At 70.9% G+C, this 16,298-nt stretch carries 19 protein-coding genes and 1 pseudogene; 7 read left to right on the plus strand and 13 right to left on the minus strand.

What is annotated here, in order from left to right:
* On the plus strand, nt 1–478 hold a 478-nt coding region (locus G3I65_RS47095; protein ID WP_160701872.1), incomplete at its 5' end, for an ADP/ATP-dependent (S)-NAD(P)H-hydrate dehydratase.
* Here the strand turns inward: G3I65_RS47095 and G3I65_RS47100 are convergent.
* From G3I65_RS47100 to G3I65_RS56725, 5 genes are read right to left on the minus strand one after another with little or no spacing between them, the layout of a single operon-like run.
* Nucleotides 479–1,198, minus strand: a complete 720-nt coding sequence (locus tag G3I65_RS47100) for an SDR family oxidoreductase (protein WP_160701873.1) — start codon at nt 1,196–1,198, stop codon at nt 479–481.
* Complete coding sequence (locus tag G3I65_RS47105) at nt 1,195–2,040, minus strand: oxidoreductase (RefSeq protein WP_160701874.1); 846 nt, start codon at nt 2,038–2,040, stop codon at nt 1,195–1,197. The genes G3I65_RS47100 and G3I65_RS47105 overlap by 4 nt, the downstream gene beginning before the upstream one ends.
* A gap of 41 nt (nt 2,041–2,081) precedes the next feature.
* A complete protein-coding gene (locus G3I65_RS47110; protein WP_160701875.1) occupies nt 2,082–2,900 on the minus strand; it encodes a helix-turn-helix transcriptional regulator in 819 nt (272 codons plus the stop codon).
* A gap of 9 nt (nt 2,901–2,909) precedes the next feature.
* Nucleotides 2,910–3,068: a hypothetical protein gene (locus G3I65_RS56720; protein WP_203612701.1), complete on the minus strand. Its 159-nt coding sequence runs from the start codon at nt 3,066–3,068 to the stop codon at nt 2,910–2,912.
* Between the two features lie 52 nt (nt 3,069–3,120).
* Nucleotides 3,121–3,291 carry a hypothetical protein gene (locus G3I65_RS56725; protein WP_203612702.1) on the minus strand — a complete coding sequence of 57 codons (171 nt, stop codon included), beginning with the start codon at nt 3,289–3,291 and terminating at the stop codon, nt 3,121–3,123.
* 144 nt (nt 3,292–3,435) lie between these two features.
* Here G3I65_RS56725 and G3I65_RS58655 point away from each other — a divergent pair, with 144 nt between their 5' ends.
* Nucleotides 3,436–5,658 carry a PHB depolymerase family esterase gene (locus G3I65_RS58655; protein WP_160701876.1) on the plus strand — a complete coding sequence of 741 codons (2,223 nt, stop codon included), beginning with the start codon at nt 3,436–3,438 and terminating at the stop codon, nt 5,656–5,658.
* A 47-nt stretch (nt 5,659–5,705) separates the two neighbouring features.
* Here G3I65_RS58655 and G3I65_RS47125 read toward each other — a convergent pair whose 3' ends face one another.
* From G3I65_RS47125 to G3I65_RS47135, 3 genes are read right to left on the minus strand one after another with little or no spacing between them, the layout of a single operon-like run.
* Nucleotides 5,706–6,272, minus strand: a complete 567-nt coding sequence (locus G3I65_RS47125) for a hypothetical protein (RefSeq protein ID WP_160701877.1) — start codon at nt 6,270–6,272, stop codon at nt 5,706–5,708.
* Nucleotides 6,273–6,293: 21 nt separating this feature from the next.
* A complete protein-coding gene (locus tag G3I65_RS47130) occupies nt 6,294–6,788 on the minus strand; it encodes a methylated-DNA--[protein]-cysteine S-methyltransferase (protein ID WP_160701878.1) in 495 nt (164 codons plus the stop codon).
* A 17-nt stretch (nt 6,789–6,805) separates the two neighbouring features.
* Nucleotides 6,806–7,702 carry a glycoside hydrolase family 16 protein gene (locus G3I65_RS47135; protein WP_160701879.1) on the minus strand — a complete coding sequence of 299 codons (897 nt, stop codon included), beginning with the start codon at nt 7,700–7,702 and terminating at the stop codon, nt 6,806–6,808.
* A gap of 324 nt (nt 7,703–8,026) precedes the next feature.
* On the opposite strand from G3I65_RS47135, the gene G3I65_RS47140 reads away from it, so the two are divergent.
* A complete protein-coding gene (locus G3I65_RS47140) occupies nt 8,027–9,199 on the plus strand; it encodes a glycoside hydrolase family 64 protein (protein WP_160701880.1) in 1,173 nt (390 codons plus the stop codon).
* A gap of 42 nt (nt 9,200–9,241) precedes the next feature.
* Nucleotides 9,242–9,454 carry a hypothetical protein gene (locus G3I65_RS47145; RefSeq protein WP_125313798.1) on the plus strand — a complete coding sequence of 71 codons (213 nt, stop codon included), beginning with the start codon at nt 9,242–9,244 and terminating at the stop codon, nt 9,452–9,454.
* Nucleotides 9,455–10,046: 592 nt separating this feature from the next.
* Here the strand turns inward: G3I65_RS47145 and G3I65_RS47150 are convergent.
* Complete coding sequence (locus G3I65_RS47150) at nt 10,047–10,562, minus strand: ATP-binding protein (protein WP_309236030.1); 516 nt, start codon at nt 10,560–10,562, stop codon at nt 10,047–10,049.
* Between the two features lie 233 nt (nt 10,563–10,795).
* Between G3I65_RS47150 and rho the strand changes: the two genes are divergently transcribed.
* A complete protein-coding gene (gene rho, locus G3I65_RS47155) occupies nt 10,796–11,857 on the plus strand; it encodes a transcription termination factor Rho (RefSeq protein WP_160701881.1) in 1,062 nt (353 codons plus the stop codon).
* Between the two features lie 33 nt (nt 11,858–11,890).
* On the opposite strand, the gene G3I65_RS47160 is transcribed toward rho, so the two are convergent.
* The 3 genes from G3I65_RS47160 to G3I65_RS47170 all read right to left on the minus strand — a co-directional run bounded on the left by G3I65_RS47160 (nt 11,891) and on the right by G3I65_RS47170 (nt 13,969).
* Nucleotides 11,891–12,169: a hypothetical protein gene (locus G3I65_RS47160; protein ID WP_160701882.1), complete on the minus strand. Its 279-nt coding sequence runs from the start codon at nt 12,167–12,169 to the stop codon at nt 11,891–11,893.
* Between the two features lie 256 nt (nt 12,170–12,425).
* Nucleotides 12,426–12,848 (minus strand): hypothetical protein, encoded by a 423-nt coding sequence (locus G3I65_RS47165; RefSeq protein ID WP_160701883.1) that lies wholly within the window; start codon nt 12,846–12,848, stop codon nt 12,426–12,428.
* 68 nt (nt 12,849–12,916) lie between these two features.
* The gene (locus G3I65_RS47170) at nt 12,917–13,969 is read right to left on the minus strand and encodes an NlpC/P60 family protein (RefSeq protein WP_160701884.1); all 1,053 of its coding nucleotides are present in this window, start codon (nt 13,967–13,969) and stop codon (nt 12,917–12,919) included.
* A gap of 418 nt (nt 13,970–14,387) precedes the next feature.
* Between G3I65_RS47170 and G3I65_RS47175 the strand changes: the two genes are divergently transcribed.
* Both G3I65_RS47175 and G3I65_RS47180 read left to right on the plus strand, forming a co-directional pair.
* A complete protein-coding gene (locus G3I65_RS47175; protein ID WP_160701885.1) occupies nt 14,388–15,218 on the plus strand; it encodes a peptidoglycan-binding protein in 831 nt (276 codons plus the stop codon).
* Between the two features lie 80 nt (nt 15,219–15,298).
* Nucleotides 15,299–16,117: an LLM class flavin-dependent oxidoreductase gene (locus tag G3I65_RS47180; protein WP_160701886.1), complete on the plus strand. Its 819-nt coding sequence runs from the start codon at nt 15,299–15,301 to the stop codon at nt 16,115–16,117.
* Here G3I65_RS47180 and G3I65_RS47185 read toward each other — a convergent pair.
* Nucleotides 16,071–16,298: pseudogene (locus tag G3I65_RS47185) on the minus strand (threonine/serine dehydratase); the annotation flags it as partial. The gene G3I65_RS47180 and the pseudogene G3I65_RS47185 overlap by 47 nt on opposite strands.

Here is a 16,298-nt window from a genome sequence, read left to right on the forward strand (position 1 = left end):
CGCGCCGGACGCGCGGGTGGTGCTCGACGCGTTCGCGCTCGGCGCGCTGAGCCGGGCACCGGAGCTGGCCGAGCCGCTGGCCGGCCGGCTCCTCCTCACCCCGAACCGGGTCGAAGCGGCCTACCTGGACGGCTGCGAGGAAAAGGACGTCGACGACCTGGAGACGGCCGTGCGGATCGCCCGGCGCTACCGCGGGGTGGTGCTGCTGATGGGCGTGGTCGCCGCGCCCGACGGCCGCACCTGGCGGGACGGTTCCGGTCACGTCGGGCTGGCGACGTCCGGCAGCGGGGACGTGCTGGCCGGGCTGACCGGCGGGTTCCTCGCCCGGGGCGCCGAACTCGACCAAGCCGCCTGGTGGGCGACGCACGTCCACGCCGTGGCCGGCCAGCGGCTGATCCCGGCCACCGGCAGCACCGGGCTGCTGGCGCGGGAGCTCGTCGCCGAGATCCCGCGGGTCATCGCCGAGCTGGAGCGCTGATCACCGCTGCGCGGTCGGCCGCACGACGATCTCGTTGACGTCGACGCCGTCCGGCTGCCCGATCGCGTAGGAGATCGCGCCGGCGATGGTGTCCGGTGACATCGTCGCCGCGCGGTAGGCGCGCATCGCCTCCTTCGCGCCCGGTTCGGTGATGGTGTCGGCCAGTTCGGACTCGACGACGCCGGGGGAGACCGTCGTGACGCGGATGCCGGGGCCGGCTTCGAGGCGCAGGCCTTCGGTGATCGCCCGGGCCGCGTACTTGGTGCCGCAGTAGACCGCGGCCGTCGGCACGACTTCGTGCGCGCCGGTGGAGGCGATCGTCACGAAGTGCCCGCCGCCCTGGCGCTCGAAGTGCGGCAGGGCCGCCGCGATCCCGTGCAGCAGGCCGCGGACGTTCACGTCGATCATCCGGTCCCACTCCTCGACGTGCCGGGAATCCAGGCGGGACAACGGCATCACGCCCGCGTTGGCGACGAAGACGTCGAGCCGTCCGTGCGCTTCGACGGCGGTGTCGGCGAACGCGGCGACCTCGGCGCGGTCGGTGACGTCCAGTCGGTGCACGTCGGCGGTGCCGCCGGCGTCGTGGATCTCCTTCGCCAGCGCGGTCAGGCGGTCTTCGCGCCGGGCGCCGAGCACGACGTGGTGGCCTTCGCGGGCCAGGCGCAGCGCGGTGGCGTGCCCGATGCCGCTGCTGGCACCGGTGATGAGGACGGTCTTCACGCGGTTTCCTCTCGGGGGAAGTCGGCGCCGAGGGTGGTCTCGCGCCAGGTGTCGAAACCGGCTCGCAGGGTGTCGAGCCGGGCGGAAGCGATGTCGTAGGCGGCCTTGCCGAGCAGCAGCCGCAACGGCGGCTCTCCGGCGTCGACGGCGGCGAGGATCGCCTCGGCCGCGCGGGCCGGGTCGCCCGGCTGGCGGCCGTAGGTCGCGGTGGTCGCCGCACGGCGCGCTCCGGCCGTTTCGGCGTAGTCGTCGATGCGGATCGCCGACTGCCGCATCGACGGCCCCGACCAGTTGGTGCGGAACGCGGCGGGCTCGACGATCGTCACCTTGATCCCCAGCGGGGCGACCTCGGCGGCGAGGGATTCGGAAAGCCCCTCCACGGCGAACTTCGTCGCGTGGTAGTAACCGGTGGCCCCGAAGGCGGCGAGCCCGCCGAGCGAGGACACGTTCACGACGTGCCCGCTCCGCCGGGCGCGCATGCCCGGCAGCACCGCGCGGGTGACGTCCGCGAGTCCGAACACGTTGGCGTCGAACAGTTTCCGGATCTCCTCGTCCTCACCTTCTTCGATCGCGGCGAGGTAGCCGTAGCCGGCGTTGTTCACGAGGACGTCGATCCGGCCGAACGCGCTTTCCGCTTGCTTCACCGTGTCGACCACCTGGGCGTGGTCGGTGACGTCGAGCGGGAGGGCGAGCGCGCGGTCACCGTGCTCCGCGACCAGGTCGGCGACGCTCGCCGGGTCGCGGGCCGTGACCACGGCGCGCAGGCCGCGAGCGAGCACGGCTTCGGCCAGCGCCCGGCCGAGACCGGTGGAACAGCCGGTGATGAACCAGTTTTCGGGCACGACGAAGTTCTCCGTCCATTGTGGATTGTGGAAACGGTGATTCAGGAAGCGGCGAGGCTGCCCAGGAGGGCGAGTGCCGCTTCCGACGCGCTGCCCGGCTCGGCCTGGTAGACGACCAGCTGCTGGCCGGGCGCGCTGTTGACGGTCAGCGCCTCGTAGCTCAGCACGAGCTCGCCGACCAGCCGGTGGTGGAACCGCTTGGTTTCGCGCGTCTTCTGCCGGATGTCGTGGCGGGCCCACAGCCGGCGGAAGTCCGCGCTCTTGACCGACAGCTCGCCGACCGTCTCGATCAGCAGCGGGTCGTCCGGGTCGATCCCGGCGGCCGCCCGCAGGCCGCCGACCGTGTTGACGGCGACGCGCTCCCAGTCCGGGTAGAACTCGCGCGCGTCCGGGTCGAGAAACACCAGCCGGACCAGGTCGCCGCTGTGCTGGTGCCCGGCGAACAGCGCCTGGCCCAGCGCGTTGTGCGCGAGCACGTCGAGGCAGCGGCCGAGCACCAGCGCGGGCGTGTCCGGCCAGCCGTCCAGCAGCCGCAGGAGGTTCGGGCTGACCTGCTCCCGCCGTCGCGGGCGGCGGCGTTTCGGCGCCGGCCGGGCCAGCCGGTGCAGGTGGGCGGTGGCGTCCTCGTCGAGGGCCAGCCCGTGCGCGAGCGCGTCGAGGACCTGCGCCGACGGGTTGCGCTCCCGGCCCTGTTCGAGCCGGACGTAGTAGTCGGTGCTGACCCCGGCGAGCACCGCGACCTCTTCCCGGCGCAGCCCCGCGACCCGGCGCGGCCCGCCCGCGGGCAGGCCGAGGTCTTCGGGCCCCACCTGTTCGCGGCGGGCCCGGAGGAACTCCCCGAGCGGGTTCTCACTGGGCATGCTCCGAGGCTAACGCCGATCGGCGGGACCTGGGTGGCCGCGCCGCACCCACCCTCGGGTGAGCGGGACCGGCTTCTCGTCCCCGCCGGGCCGCAGGAGCGTGGCGGTGGCTTCGCGCCCGTCGACGTCGAGCGTCATCACGGCGTTGCCGAAATGCGGTCCCGACACGCAGCTCCAGGTCAGCGGCGCGGGCGGCACGCCGACGCGCCGGGCCAGCCCCTCACTCAGCCGTGTACCAGGGCACGGTGTTGTGCACCGGCGAGCAGGTGAGCTGGTGCACCGGCGCGCCCGGCAGGTCGGCCCGCGCCACGTACGCGTGGTGGACGTCGCCGGCCCCGGCTTCGCACGGCCCGTCCGTCTCCGCCCAGATCGTCGCGGAGTCGGCGTTCACGTGGCGCAGCAGCGGTCCCCGCCGGGCCGCAGGAACGGCGGCAGTTCGAAAGGTCGCGAAACATCCCGATAATCGTTGACCGGTCCCGGGCGGCGAACGAACGATCGTCACAGCTGCGCCCCGCCCCCGGAAAGGATTCGTCGAGTGCGAAGACTCTTCACCGCCCTCCTCGCCGCCGCGCTGTCGATCGCCACCGCCATCGTGCTGGTGCTCTCGGCGCAGCCCGCGTCGGCGGCCACCTTGACGCGCGTGACCGATTTCGGCAGCAATCCCAGCAACCTCAACATGTACACCTACGTCCCGGACCGGCTGGCGGCGAAGCCGGCGCTGCTGGTCGCGGTCCACTACTGCACCGGCTCGGCGTCCGCGGTGTTCAACGGCTACGCCCGCGACTACGTCACCGCGGCCGACCAGTACGGCTACGTCATCGTCTTCCCGGAAGCCACCCGCAGCGGCCAGTGCTTCGACGTCTCGTCGCCGCAGGCGCTGACCCGGGGCGGCGGCAGCGACCCGGTCGGCATCCTGTCGATGGTGAACTGGGCCAAGCAGCGCTACAACGTCGACCCCGCGCGGGTTTTCGTCACCGGGTTCTCCTCGGGCGCGATGATGACGAACGTACTCGCCGCGGAGTACCCGGACGTGTTCGCGGCCGGCTCGGCGTTCATGGGCGTGCCCGCCGGCTGCTTCGCCACCACCGACGGGTCGAGCTGGAACAGCCAGTGCTCGAGCGGCCAGCTCATCAAGACCGCGCAGCAGTGGGGCGACCAGGCCCGGCAGATGAGCGGCGGGAGAAGCGGCCCGTACCCGCGGATGCAGCTGTGGCACGGCACCGCCGACGACACCCTGCGCTACCCGAACTTCGGTGAGGAGATCAAGCAGTGGACGAACCTGCAGGGCGTGAGCCAGACGCCGTCGTCGAGTGACGCCCCGCAGTCCGGCTGGACGCGCACGCGCTACGGCGGCACCGGCGTCCAGGCGCCGGTCGAGGGCATCAGCGTGCAGGGCGCCGGGCATTCGCTGCCGCAGAGCGGGATGGTGGCCTACGCGATCGCGTTCCTCGGCCTGAACAGCGGTGGTACCTCGACGACGACCACGACCTCTCCGCCGCCGGCCTCGGGTACCACGCTCGGCAGCGCGGCGAGCGGGACCGGCCGGTACTTCGGCACCGCGGTTTCGGCGAGCAAGCTCTCGGACAGTGTCTACACCGGCATCCTGAGCCGCGAGTTCTCCATGGTCACGCCCGAGAACGAGATGAAGATCGACGCGACCGAGCCCACGCAGGGCCAGTTCTCCTACGGCAACGCCGACCGGATCGTCAGCCAGGCGACGAGCCAGGGCGCCCGGATGCGCGGGCACACGCTGGCGTGGTACTCGCAGCAGCCGGGCTGGATGCAGAACATGGAGGGAGCCGCGCTGCGCTCGGCGATGCTGAACCACATCACCCAGGTCGCCGGGCACTACAGCGGCAAGATCTACGCCTGGGACGTCGTCAACGAGGCCTTCGCCGACGGCGGTTCGGGTGCCCGGCGCGATTCGAACCTGCAGCGCACCGGGGACGACTGGATCGAGGCGGCGTTCCGCGCCGCGCGGGCGGCCGACCCGAACGCGAAGCTCTGCTACAACGACTACAACACCGACGACTGGAACCAGGCGAAGACCCAGGCCGTGTACCGGATGGTGCAGGACTTCAAGTCCCGCGGCGTCCCGATCGACTGCGTCGGCTTCCAGTCGCACTTCAACCCCAACAGCCCGGTGCCGTCGAACTACCGGACGACGCTGCAGAACTTCGCGGACCTCGGCGTGGACGTGCAGATCACCGAGCTGGACATCGAAGGTTCGGGCACCGCGCAGGCGGACAACTACCGCACGGTCACGAACGCCTGCCTCGCGGTGGCGCGGTGCACCGGGATGACCGTGTGGGGCATCCGGGACACCGACTCGTGGCGGGCGTCGGCCACGCCGCTGCTGTTCGACGGCAACGGCCAGAAGAAAGCCGCCTACACCGCGGTGCTCGACGCGCTGAACGGCGGCACCACGCCGCCGCCGACCACGACGACCACCCCGCCGCCTCCCACGACGACCACGACCCCGCCGCCGGGCGGGTGCACCGGGACGTACCTCAAGACGGCGGAGTGGAACGTCGGCTTCAACGGCCAGGTGACGGTGACCGGCTCGAACAACTGGGTGCTCACGATCACCTTCCACGCGCCCCAGAAGGTCATCGGCAGCTGGAACTACACGGGCACCTGGGACAGCACCGGGTACGTGCTGACCGCCCGGCCCAACGGCAGCGGCAACGTCATCGGGTTCACCGTGCAGCACGGCGGCAACCTGACGGCGCCGACCGTCACCTGCTCGGCGGGCTAGGACACCAGGGGCATATCAGGTCCTGGTGGGCCTGGTACGCCCCTGGTCTACCGCGCGGGTTCGGGAAGGGCGGCGATGAACTTCGCGGGTACGACACGCGGACGGCGGGGGCCCCAGCGACTGGTGCCGAACAGGACCACGGCCGAGCGGCCCGAGCCACCGACCCAAGCGGGTTGCGCGTGGTCGAAGGCCACCAGCGGAGGACGGTGCCACCTGCTGCCAGTACCTCGCAGCCGGACACCGCCGCCGTCGCGGTACCGGACGACGTAGTCGCGCTTTCTGCCAGGATCGTCAATTCTGTGACTGAAAGGCGGGAGACAACCTCCCGGTTCCGCCACGATCTCTATCGTGACCGTCGCGGCTCGCCAGCCGGTGCGCCGGACCGACTCGTAGCGCCGCCACCACGAAATCGCGCTCGGCGTAACGCACAACGACGCCACGATGAGCACCAGTGCGAGGGGCGCCAGAATAGCCGTCGCGGTGTTCCGGTGCGCATCATCGCCATAGCTGAGCAGGAACGCGAGACCCGGGATCCAGGCCAGGCACCATGCCGTCGTCCGCAGTGCCACGGCCCCCACGCGTTCGCGTTCGTGACCCAGCTCCGCCTGCCCCATCACCGCAGCATACGGGCAGTACTAGAACAACCGGCCGACCTCGGCCGCGGGTGGTTCTTCCAGGCTCAGGAGGAACCGCTTGCGGTCGAGGCCGCCGGCGTACCCGGTCAGGCCGCCGCCGGTGCCGACCACGCGGTGGCAGGGCACGATGACGCTGATCGGGTTCCAGCCGTTGGCGTTCCCGACCGCCTGCGCGGCGCCGGGGTCGCCCAGCTCGGTGGCCAGCTGCCCGTACGTGCGGGTTTCGCCGTACGGGATCTTGGTCAGCAGGGCCCAGACCTGCTTTTCGAACGCGGAGCCGCGCGGCGCGAGCTCGAGGTCGAACTCGCGCCGCGTGCCCGCGAAGTACTCGCCGAGCTGCCGCCTCGCCGTCTCGAAGGCGTCGTCGTCCCGGTGACCGAGGTCGGTGATCCTGGGTGTCCGCAGGTGGCCGTCGAAGTAGAGCCCGGCCAGCGCTTCGCCGTCGCCGACCAGGGTCAGCGGGCCGATCGGTGACGCGATGACGGCGTGCTTCATGGCGCCCAGCCTACGGGTCAGCCCTGGCTGGTCCGGACCGACAGGGAGTCGACGCTCATCTCGGCGCCCGGCGTGATGTCGGCGGACGGGCTCGTGCAGCCGCAGACCTTGTTCGGGTACGAGCCGCCGATGGCGACGTCGAAGATGACGAAGAACCCGTGGTCGACGGCGGCCTTCCAGGTTTCGGCGGACACCTGGTTCTGCTTCACCGCGAACGTCTGGTTTCCGTCGAGGAAGAAGCGCAGCTCTTCGGCGGCGGCGTCGCGGCGGTCCACGATCACCGAGTACGTGTGGTAGCCCTCCTGGCAGCCGGCGCAGTCCTGCAGGTCGCTGGTGATGCCGTCCGGGTCGTGGCACTCGCCCTGCCACTGTCCACAGTGGAACGTCGTGGAGTGCTTGCTGAGCGCGTTGACGTCTTCCATGATGTCGAGCTCGCCGATGCTCGGCCAGTTCGTCGCGCCGACCGGGCGGGCGTCCGCGCCCATCGCCCAGAACGCCGGCCAGTAGCCGAGACCACTGGCGGGGGAGGGCTGCTTGAGCGTCGCGCTGATTTCGAGCTGGCCGCCTTCGGGAGCGGCGAAGTCGGTGCGCTGGGTCTCGATGCGGCCGGAGGTCCAGTTCCCGGCGGCGTCGCGCAGCGGCTTGATCGCCAGGTGACCCTGGCCGTCGTGGTAGACGTTGGCCGTCGAGTCCGTCGCGGTCTCGATTTCGCCGGTGCCCCAGTTCGCCGCGCCGCCGGGGTAGCCGGTTCCCTTGTCGTAGAGCCAGTCCTGGGTGTTCAGGCCGGTGCCCGCGGCGCCGTCGAAGTCGTCTTGGAAGACGGTGGTCCAGGCCTCCTCGGCGTGCGCCGGAGCGGCCGGGGCGAGGAACGACAACGTTGCCAGCGCGGCGGTGAGCCGCTTGACGGTGTGCATGGGGTCTCGCTTCCTGAGGGGAACGGGGCCGTCCACGACCTGCGAGGCCGTCCACTGTCGCCGCCGGTCCGCGACCGCGTCAAGGGGTGTGCCCGGAAGTACCCGGCACCCGGTACCCGCGGGCACACCCGGCGGTGTCGCGTTTGGAATTCGCGGCGGCCGGGCACCGCGCGGGCCCGGTGAGACGGTGGTCTGGACCTTCTTTCGCAGGGTTGCCAGGTAACCGAACCGGGGTCATAGTTTGTTTACGTCCACAACGAATCCTGCGTACCGCCCTCGGACGTCCACTATGGACTCCGCCGTCTCCTCAACGTGGAGGACACCATGATCTCCCGGCGCTCGTTCCTCGGTCTTTCGGCGGCCACGCTCGCCACGGCCACGGTGCTGCCCCTCGCGCGGTCAGCCTACGCCGCGACGCCCGACACCTTCGGTCTCAAGTTCGTCAACAACTCCGGCTCCGGCACGGTGTACGCCTACGTCACGGGCACGACCCCGGACGGCAAGCTGGTGCTGCTGCGCGCCGACGGCACGCCGTACTACCCGGCCTCGCCGGGCGCGCCCACGACCCCGCTGCCCGAAGACTGCGCGATCCCGATCGCCTCGGGCGCGCAGGTGACGGTGCCCAAGATGGGCGGCGCGCGCGTCTACGTCGTCACGGACGCGAAGCTGGACTTCTTCCTCGACCCGGGCCCGAACCTGGTCCACCCGAGCTTCCTCAACTCCGGTGATGCGAACTACGGCAAGAACTGGTCGTTCAGCGAGTTCACGTTCAACGACACGCAGCTGTTCGCGAACATCAGCTACGTCGACTTCGTGGGCATCCCGATGGGACTCTCGCTGACCACCGCGGGCTCCGGAACCTCGACGGTCCAAGGCCTGCCGGCGGGTTCGGTGGACCAGATCGCGTCGTCGCTGAACGCATTGGGCGGCGAGTGGCCCGGCCTGGTCCAGACCGGCGGCGGCGGAAACCTGCGCGTGCTGTCCCCGCACCACCACGCGTCCCGGTTCGGCGGCTACCTCGACGCCTACATCGACCAGGTGTGGGCGAAGTACGAGGGCACGGACCTGGTGGTGGACTCGCAGAACCCGGGCGTCGGCAAGTTCACCGGCCGCGTCTCGGGCGGCCAGCTCGTCTTCGGCGCGGAATCCTTCGCCAAACCGGCGACGGCGGACGTGTGGAGCTGCGACAGCGGCCCGTTCGCACTGGCGGCGGGAGCGAGCGACGCGCGCAAGGCCATCGTCCCCCGCCTGGCGGCGGCCCTGAACCGCACGACGTTGCTGGCCAACCCGAACCAGCCGACCGACGAGGACCCGGCGAAGTTCTACCAGGGTGACGTGACCAACCACTACGCGCGGATCGTCCACTCGAAACTCCCGGACAACCGCGGCTACGCGTTCCCGTACGACGACGTGAGCCCGGGCCCGGACTTCAGCGGAGCGGTCTTCGCGGGCGACCCGGAAGTGCTGACGATCACAGTGGGTGCCACGCACGGCTGAGGCAGTGCGAAAACTGTCGGTGGTGGCGGCTAGCCTCTTCGCATGAACACGGACGACGCGACGGTCCCGGCGCACCAGCTGACCAAGGGCCAGTGGTTCTGGCACGAGCCGGCGCCGGGACTGCCCGCGTGGCAACTGCAGGTGACGTCGGCGGAGCTGGTCGAGGATTCCGTCGAGATCTTCACGACGGATGACGAGCGCGAGCTGGTTTCGTACCCGCGGAACAGGCTGGTCCGCCTCGCCGGGGCGGCTTGAGGGGAGTTGGGGGTTTCTTGGGGATGAGGGTGGAGCCGCGGGGGCGGTGAGCTTTCGTGGGCCGGGGCCGGGGCCGGGGCCGGGGCCGGGGCCAGGGCCAGGGCCAGGGCCGAGGCCTGGGGGCCGGGAACCTGAGGCCGGGGCGGGGGACCTGGGGGCCGCGGTGAACGCCGCCTCCTCGGCGGGGCGTGAGCGGGGGAGTTGTTCGCTGAGCCGCGGGCGTGAGCAGTGGAGCTATTCGCTGGGGCTGCGCGCGTGAGCGGTGGGCTGCGGGCGGGAGCGGGAGTCATTCGCTGAGCTGCGGGCGTGAGTGCAGCTGTTGTGCCGGGCGGGCTGCGGTGCCAAGTTGCGCCGTCGGCGGTGGTGGCGTGGTCCGAGCCGAGCCGAGCCGAGCCGAGCCGAGCCGAGCCGAGCTGGCGGCCGCCCCTGCCGGGCGTCGGCTTGGTGAAGTTCGTCGCCCCTCGAGCGTGTGGTGCCCCGGAAGCCGGCTCGGTGCGATCGCGTCCGGACACAAGCCCGCCGGCCCGCCTCGGTAGTCGGGGGCTTTCCCGTACCTCGGTGAACCGGCGATGAGCGTTGGGCTTGCTCCGGCTCAGCTCGCTTCGCGTAACGAAGGCGGGCGCCAGGTCATCCGGACCGTCGTTCCGGAATCACCCGTGTCGATGTCGGACTGGTCGGTCACCTTCTCGATCAGCAACAGCCCGCGGCCGCCGGTGGTGCGCAGGCCTGCGGTGCGGGGGCGGGTTGCCGGGATTCCGCAGCCCGTGTCGGTGACCGTCACAGTCACCGTGTCGGCGGTGTGGGTGGCCTGGAGGCGGGCCCAGCCGTGGCCGGACGGGTAGGCGTGGGCTGCCACGTTGGCCAGGGCTTCGTACGTGGCCAGGGTGATGTCGTGCGTGCTTTTCGGGTCGAGCGGGAACTCGCCCAGCCAGCGGGTCAGCTTGCGGCGCAGGTCGGCCATCTCGTTCGGGAAGGCCGGCGCCAGCTCTTCGAACGGCGAGACGACCACGGCTCCGGCGCTTCCTCGCGCCGGGGCCGTGGTCCCGGTTTGGTCGGCGTCGGTGCCCTCGCCGGTATCGACGCCGGCGTCCCGAGTGTGTCGATACACGATTCGCTCCCATCGTCAGCCGCTTTCCCCCGTGTCGGCGGGCTCCACTGTGAGCTACCCGCCGCGACGGAGTCTTACCCGTTGTGCTTCGTGAAATGTCTCGCTACAGTGGAGGTGCTCCTCGCGGACGCCGGCCTCAGGCCGCCCGGAGGAAGCTCCCCGGATCCAGGCCACTCGGCCTCTTTCCTCGTTCCCGGGCCCACGTCGGCCCGGCACCTCATCAGGAGACAACCATGCCTTTTCACGGAATCCTCGACCTGTCCGGAAAAACCCCGTTCGTGCGGCGCGGCCACGGCCGTTCGCCCGACGACGTCGCTGTTCCGCTTTCCTTGGTGCGCAAGCACAAGCTGCGCCCTGGGGACGAAATCACCGGGACCGCCGACGAGATCATCAGCGTCGACGGCGCCGGCCCGGACGAGCCGCGGCCGCACTTCGCCGACCTCGTGCCGCTGCACCCGGACGAGCGGCTGCTGCTCGAAACCACGCCGACACGGCTGCTGCCGCGCGTGATCGACCTCATCACCCCGCTCGGCAAAGGGCAGCGCGCGCTCGTCGTTTCGCCGCCGAAAGCCGGGAAAACCACTGTGCTGCAAGAGATCGCGCACGGCATCGCGACCAACCACCCGGACTGCCGGCTGCTCGTGCTGCTCGCCGACGAACGCCCGGAGGAGGTCACCGAGCTGAGCCGGACCGTGCGCGGCGAAGTGATCGCCTCCACCTTCGACCGGCCGCCCGCCGAGCACGTCGCGGTCGCGGAACTCACCGTCGAGCGCGCGAAACGCCTGGTGGAGCGCGGCGAAGACGTCGTGCTGCTGCTCGACTCCCTCACCCGCCTCGGCCGTGCGTACAACCTTTCGGCGCGGCCCTCCGGCCGCACGCTTTCCGGCGGCGTCGACGCGGCCGCGTTGCAGCCGATGAAGCGCCTCCTCGGCGCCGCCCGCAACGTCGAAGGCGGCGGATCCCTCACGATCATCGCGACCGCCTTGGTGGAAACCGGTTCGCTGGCCGACACGGTGTTCTTCGAGGAGCTCAAGAGCACCGGCAACGCCGAACTCCGGCTCGACCGCAAGGCCGCCGAACGCCGCGTTTTCCCGGCTGTCGACATCCCGGCGTCCGGTACCCGGCGCGAAGAACTCCTCGTCACCCCCGGCGAACTCGCCGCGATGCACGAAGTCCGGCGGGTGCTGTCCGGCCCGCACGCCCTCGAACAACTGCTGGACCAGCTCCGCAAGACGGGCTCCAACGCCGAGTTCCTGCTCCGCGTGACGGGTGCGGCGGCACCCAAAGCGGCCTGACCGCTCAGCTTTCGCGCCGCTCCCGCAGACCGCTCATCGAGGTGGCTGGTAGGGCGTGGCCTGCGGGTAGGACGGCTGCTCGGGCCCACGGTTCAGCGTGGCGACGAGAAAGCCGAACCCGACGACCGTCACGACGAGCGCCGCGGACCCCGGCGCGGCGAACCACCACGCGATCCCGGCGGCGGCCACCAGCCACGCCGCGACGAGAGTGCGTTTCGCGGTCAGGGGATACGGCTTCGGCAGTTCGCGGACGGCCGCCCCGCCGAGCACGAGCAGCCCGGCCAGCGCGACGAGCAACACGACGACGTACATGGAGATGTCCTCCTTCGGGGTAGTCGGGCATCTCCAGGAGAAATACCCGCGAAGAGGGACGGCACGCCGTGTCGTCGCGCACACGAAGCCTCAGCCGCCCCGGCCCGTCGCCTGCTGCAACACGTCGATTTTCCGGGCCAGCGTTTGCAGGTACGACTTCTCCGGGTTGGGCTCGACCTGATCCGTCACGACTCCTCCGATTCGAACACTTGTTCGTCTTGGTTCGACTGTAGCGCGGGGGTCCGACAATCGCCGCTCACGGGGCGGCCGGCGGAGTGCTCGGAGAGCCTGCTTCGTGACCCGGCCTGCCGTGGGTCCGCCGGTCGTCCTTCATCTGCTGTTCGTGCAGGTGGCGGCGGCCTCCGGTCAACGACCGGAGCAGTTCCCGCTCGAGGTCGCGGCAGGCCTTGTAGTACCCGTCGTCGTACTCCTCGACGACCTGAAAAGTCCACCGATCGGGTAACACGTTGAGCCCGATGAGCTCCTCGGAGATCCGCCGCGCCCAGTCCTCGTGGCCGGCCTCCGCGAGCTGCTTCACGGCGTCGCCGAGGGCCAGGTCCGCGCTGCCCGTCAGCTGGTGGAACGAATAGAGGTGCCCGCGGGCGCGCTCGATCGTCTCGAGTGCCTCGGTGACCTTGCCGACGGCTTCGACGGTGGCGGCGTCAGGATTCTCGACCATGACGCGAAAGTGCCCCGTTCCGGGATTTCTACACTTCCCGGAACGGGGCACTACGCTGAAATCGGAACTCAGGCCGTCGGCCGCGTGGCTCCCGCGTACTGGCTCATCAGCGGCGAGATCTTGACGACGTCGCCGCTCGTCGGGGCGTGGACCATCTTGCCGTCGCCGATGTACATCCCGATGTGGGACACCGGGGAGTAGTACGCGACCAGGTCGCCCGGCTGCAGCTGGCTGCGCGACACCGGGGCGCCGAAGCCCGCCTGGGCCGAGGACGTCCGGGGCAGGCTGATCCCGGCCTGCTTGTACGCCCACTGCATCAGGCCGGAGCAGTCGAACGTGCTCGGTCCGGTGGCGCCCCAGACGTACGCGCTGCCGAGCTTGCTCAGCGCCGCGTTGACCGCGGTCTGCGCCGCCGCGGTGGGGGCCTTGACGTTGGGGGCCGAACCGCCGGTGTCCTTCTGGGCGGCCTTGTCGGCGGTGCTCAGGGTCCGGCTCTGCGCCTCGATCTGGTCGATCTGCGCCTGCAGGTTCTTCTTCTTGCCCTCGATGTCCGACGCCAGCTTGGCGGCGGCGTCACGGGCGTCCTGGGCGCGCTTCGCCGCGTCGGTCGCCGCCTTCTCAGCCGCCGTGGCCTTCTCCGCCGCGCCGCTGAGGTTGTCCATCGCGGCGTTCTTGTCGGTCGCGATGACCTCGAGCGCGGCCGAGCGGTCGAGGAAGTCCTGGGTGGACGTGCCGGCCAGCAGCGCCGACAGCTTGTTCATCTGGGCACCGCTGGTGAACGACGCGCCGGCGAACTTGTCCACCTGCGTCTGGTACTTCTGCTTGGCCTCGATCGCCTGGGCGCCGGCGTCCTTCGCGGCCGTGACGTCGGCGTTGGCCTTGTCGAGCTGGCCCTGCTTGGCGGTCAGGTCGTCCTGGGCCTTGAGCAGGTCCTCGTTGAGCTTCTCGGCCTGTCCGGCGAGTTCGCGGTACTTGGCCAGCGCGTCCGAGCCGGCGGGCGGGGCCTGGAGGACGGGGATCGGGGCGGCGGTGGCCGGGGGCTGGGCCATGGTGACGACGGTGATCACCGAGGCCGCGGCGAGGGCACCTGACACCACGCGCTTTACGGGATGCGTACGCATTCTCGCGCGGGTCTCCTTTGCTGTTCGGCCGCCGTCGGGTCCGGACGGGCGAGTCGGGGGCCTCGCCCGGGCGCGCTCCACCGCAACAGGAAGAGCGCGCTGGGGGTGTCCGGTACCCGGCAGGGGGGTATCGGCGGCGATCTCGCGTCGCCGTCCATCGACGACCGGGGGCCGCGAGATCTCGAACAGGTTACGAAAGGAACACGGCAACGTCCAGAGGGACCCCCTCAAAACTCTCCGTGACCATCTGAAACACGGCTGGACCAGTGGTGATGGACGCGGATGTGGCAGGGATTACACGTCGTCACCGCTCAAAATTACCCTACCCCCCAAGGGTATGAGTCCGATTTGTACGTCCCTTGTACCGGCTCCGGTGATCCTCCTGGCCGAAGAAGATTCCGACCAGTGGAGGACAGGGATGTTCACGAAGGCCGCCGTGTTGACGGCGCTCACCGCCGCGGCGTTCGCCGTGGCCGCACCGGCTCAGGCCGAAACCGCGGTCACGACGGCGCTGCCCACGGCGAACATGGAGGCCGTGCTCAAGGCGGCCCAGATCGACCCGCGCCGGGCCGACGACACCCAGACGCCGGGCGCGCACGACAGCGTCCTGCTCGTCGAGCAGGCCCTGCAGGCGAAGGGGCTCCTGGCGAGCACCTACGTCGACGGCTACTTCGGCACCACCACGATCGCGGCGTACTCGCAGTACCAGAAGTCGCTGGGCTACACCGGGATCGACGCCTCCGGCCTGCCGGGCAAGACGTCGCTCGAGACGCTGGGCGAAGGCCGGTACACGGTCACCAACCCGGTCTCGGCGGGCAGCCACGTCACCTACCACGGCGTGACGCTCAACACCCGCACCAAGGCGATGCTCGTGGCTGCCGAAGGGATCTTCGGCTCGTCGGTCAGCCTGACGCAAGGCTCGTACAACCCGGGTGGCGTCGACGCTTCCGCCGGGACGCACGACGGCGGCGGCGCGATGGACATCTCGGTGTCCAACCTGTCGTCGACGAGCCGGACGAACCTGCTGAAGGCGCTGCGCAAGGTCGGCTTCGCGGCCTGGCTGCGCACTCCGGCGCAGGGCTTCGCCTACCACATCCACGCGATGGCGATCTCCGACCCGGACCTGTCGTCGGGCGCCCAGCACCAGACCGGTGACTACTACCTGGGCATGAACGGCCTCGCCGGCCGCGGCGCCGACGACGGCCCCGCGGTCACCAAGGTCACGTGGGAGGAGTACCAGCGCGGCTGACCTCGGGCGCGCCCGGTCGTGGTGGCACGGCCGGGCGCACCGGTGGTTTGATCGGAAGCATCGACTCAGGGGGTGTTCCGATGGCGGGCAAGGCGTTCCGGTTCGGCGTGGTGGCGGCGGCGGGCGAGGGCGGCGCGAAGTGGCGCGAGACGGCGTTGCGTGCCGAAGCGCTCGGCTACTCGACACTGCTCTCACCGGACAACCTCAACCTGCCGACGCCGACCGCGGCGCTCGCGGCCGCCGCGGCGGTGACCACCGACCTGCGCGTCGGGTCGTTCGTGCTGGCCAGCCCGTTGCGCACCGCGAGGGCGGCGGCCTGGGAGGCGCACAGCCTCACCGCCGTCACCGAAGGCCGGTTCGAACTCGGCCTCGGCACCGGGCTCCCGTCGATGCGGCAGCAGGCCGAAGAGCTGGGCCTGCCCTACGGCTCGGGCCAGGAACGGCTCGACTCGATCTCCGAGACCGTCGACCACGTGCGGCGGCTCGACGGCGACGCGCACACCCCGGTGATGATCGCCGCGGGCGGGCCCAAGGCGCGGGTGCTCGCCGCGAAGAAGGCCGACATCGTCACGCTCGCCGGCGGCCCGCTGACCACCCGCGAGGAAACCGCCGGCCAGCTCGGGGAAATCCGTGCGGCGGCCGGCGAGCGCGACGTCGAGTTCGCGATGAACATCTGGGTCGTCGGCGAGCAGGTGCCGCCGTGGATCCGCGGGTTCATCGGGGTCGACGCCGAAACGCTGATCGCGCACGACTCGCTCGCGATGCTCCGCGGCAGCGTCGACGACATGGCCGCCGAGCTCGAACGGCGTCGCGAGGAGCTCGGCGTCTCCTACTTCAGCGTCAATGGCGCCTTCATCGAGGAGTTCGCGCCGCTGGTGGCGCGGCTGGCGGGGAAGTGAGCGTCGCGGGGTCCGTGTTGGCCCCGCAGAGCAGGACGGCGACCCGCTCGCCCGGCGCCGGCCGGTAGGCACCGGTGCGCAGGGCGGCGAACGCCGTCGCCCCGCCGGGTTCGACGGCGAGGCGGTAGCGGTCCCACAGCGCCGCGCGGGCGTCGAGGATCGCGGCGTCGTCGACCAGCAC

Origin of the sequence: Amycolatopsis sp. SID8362 (genome assembly GCF_010550475.1) — a bacterium.
Taxonomy (GTDB): Bacteria; Actinomycetota; Actinomycetes; order Mycobacteriales; family Pseudonocardiaceae; genus Amycolatopsis; species Amycolatopsis eburnea.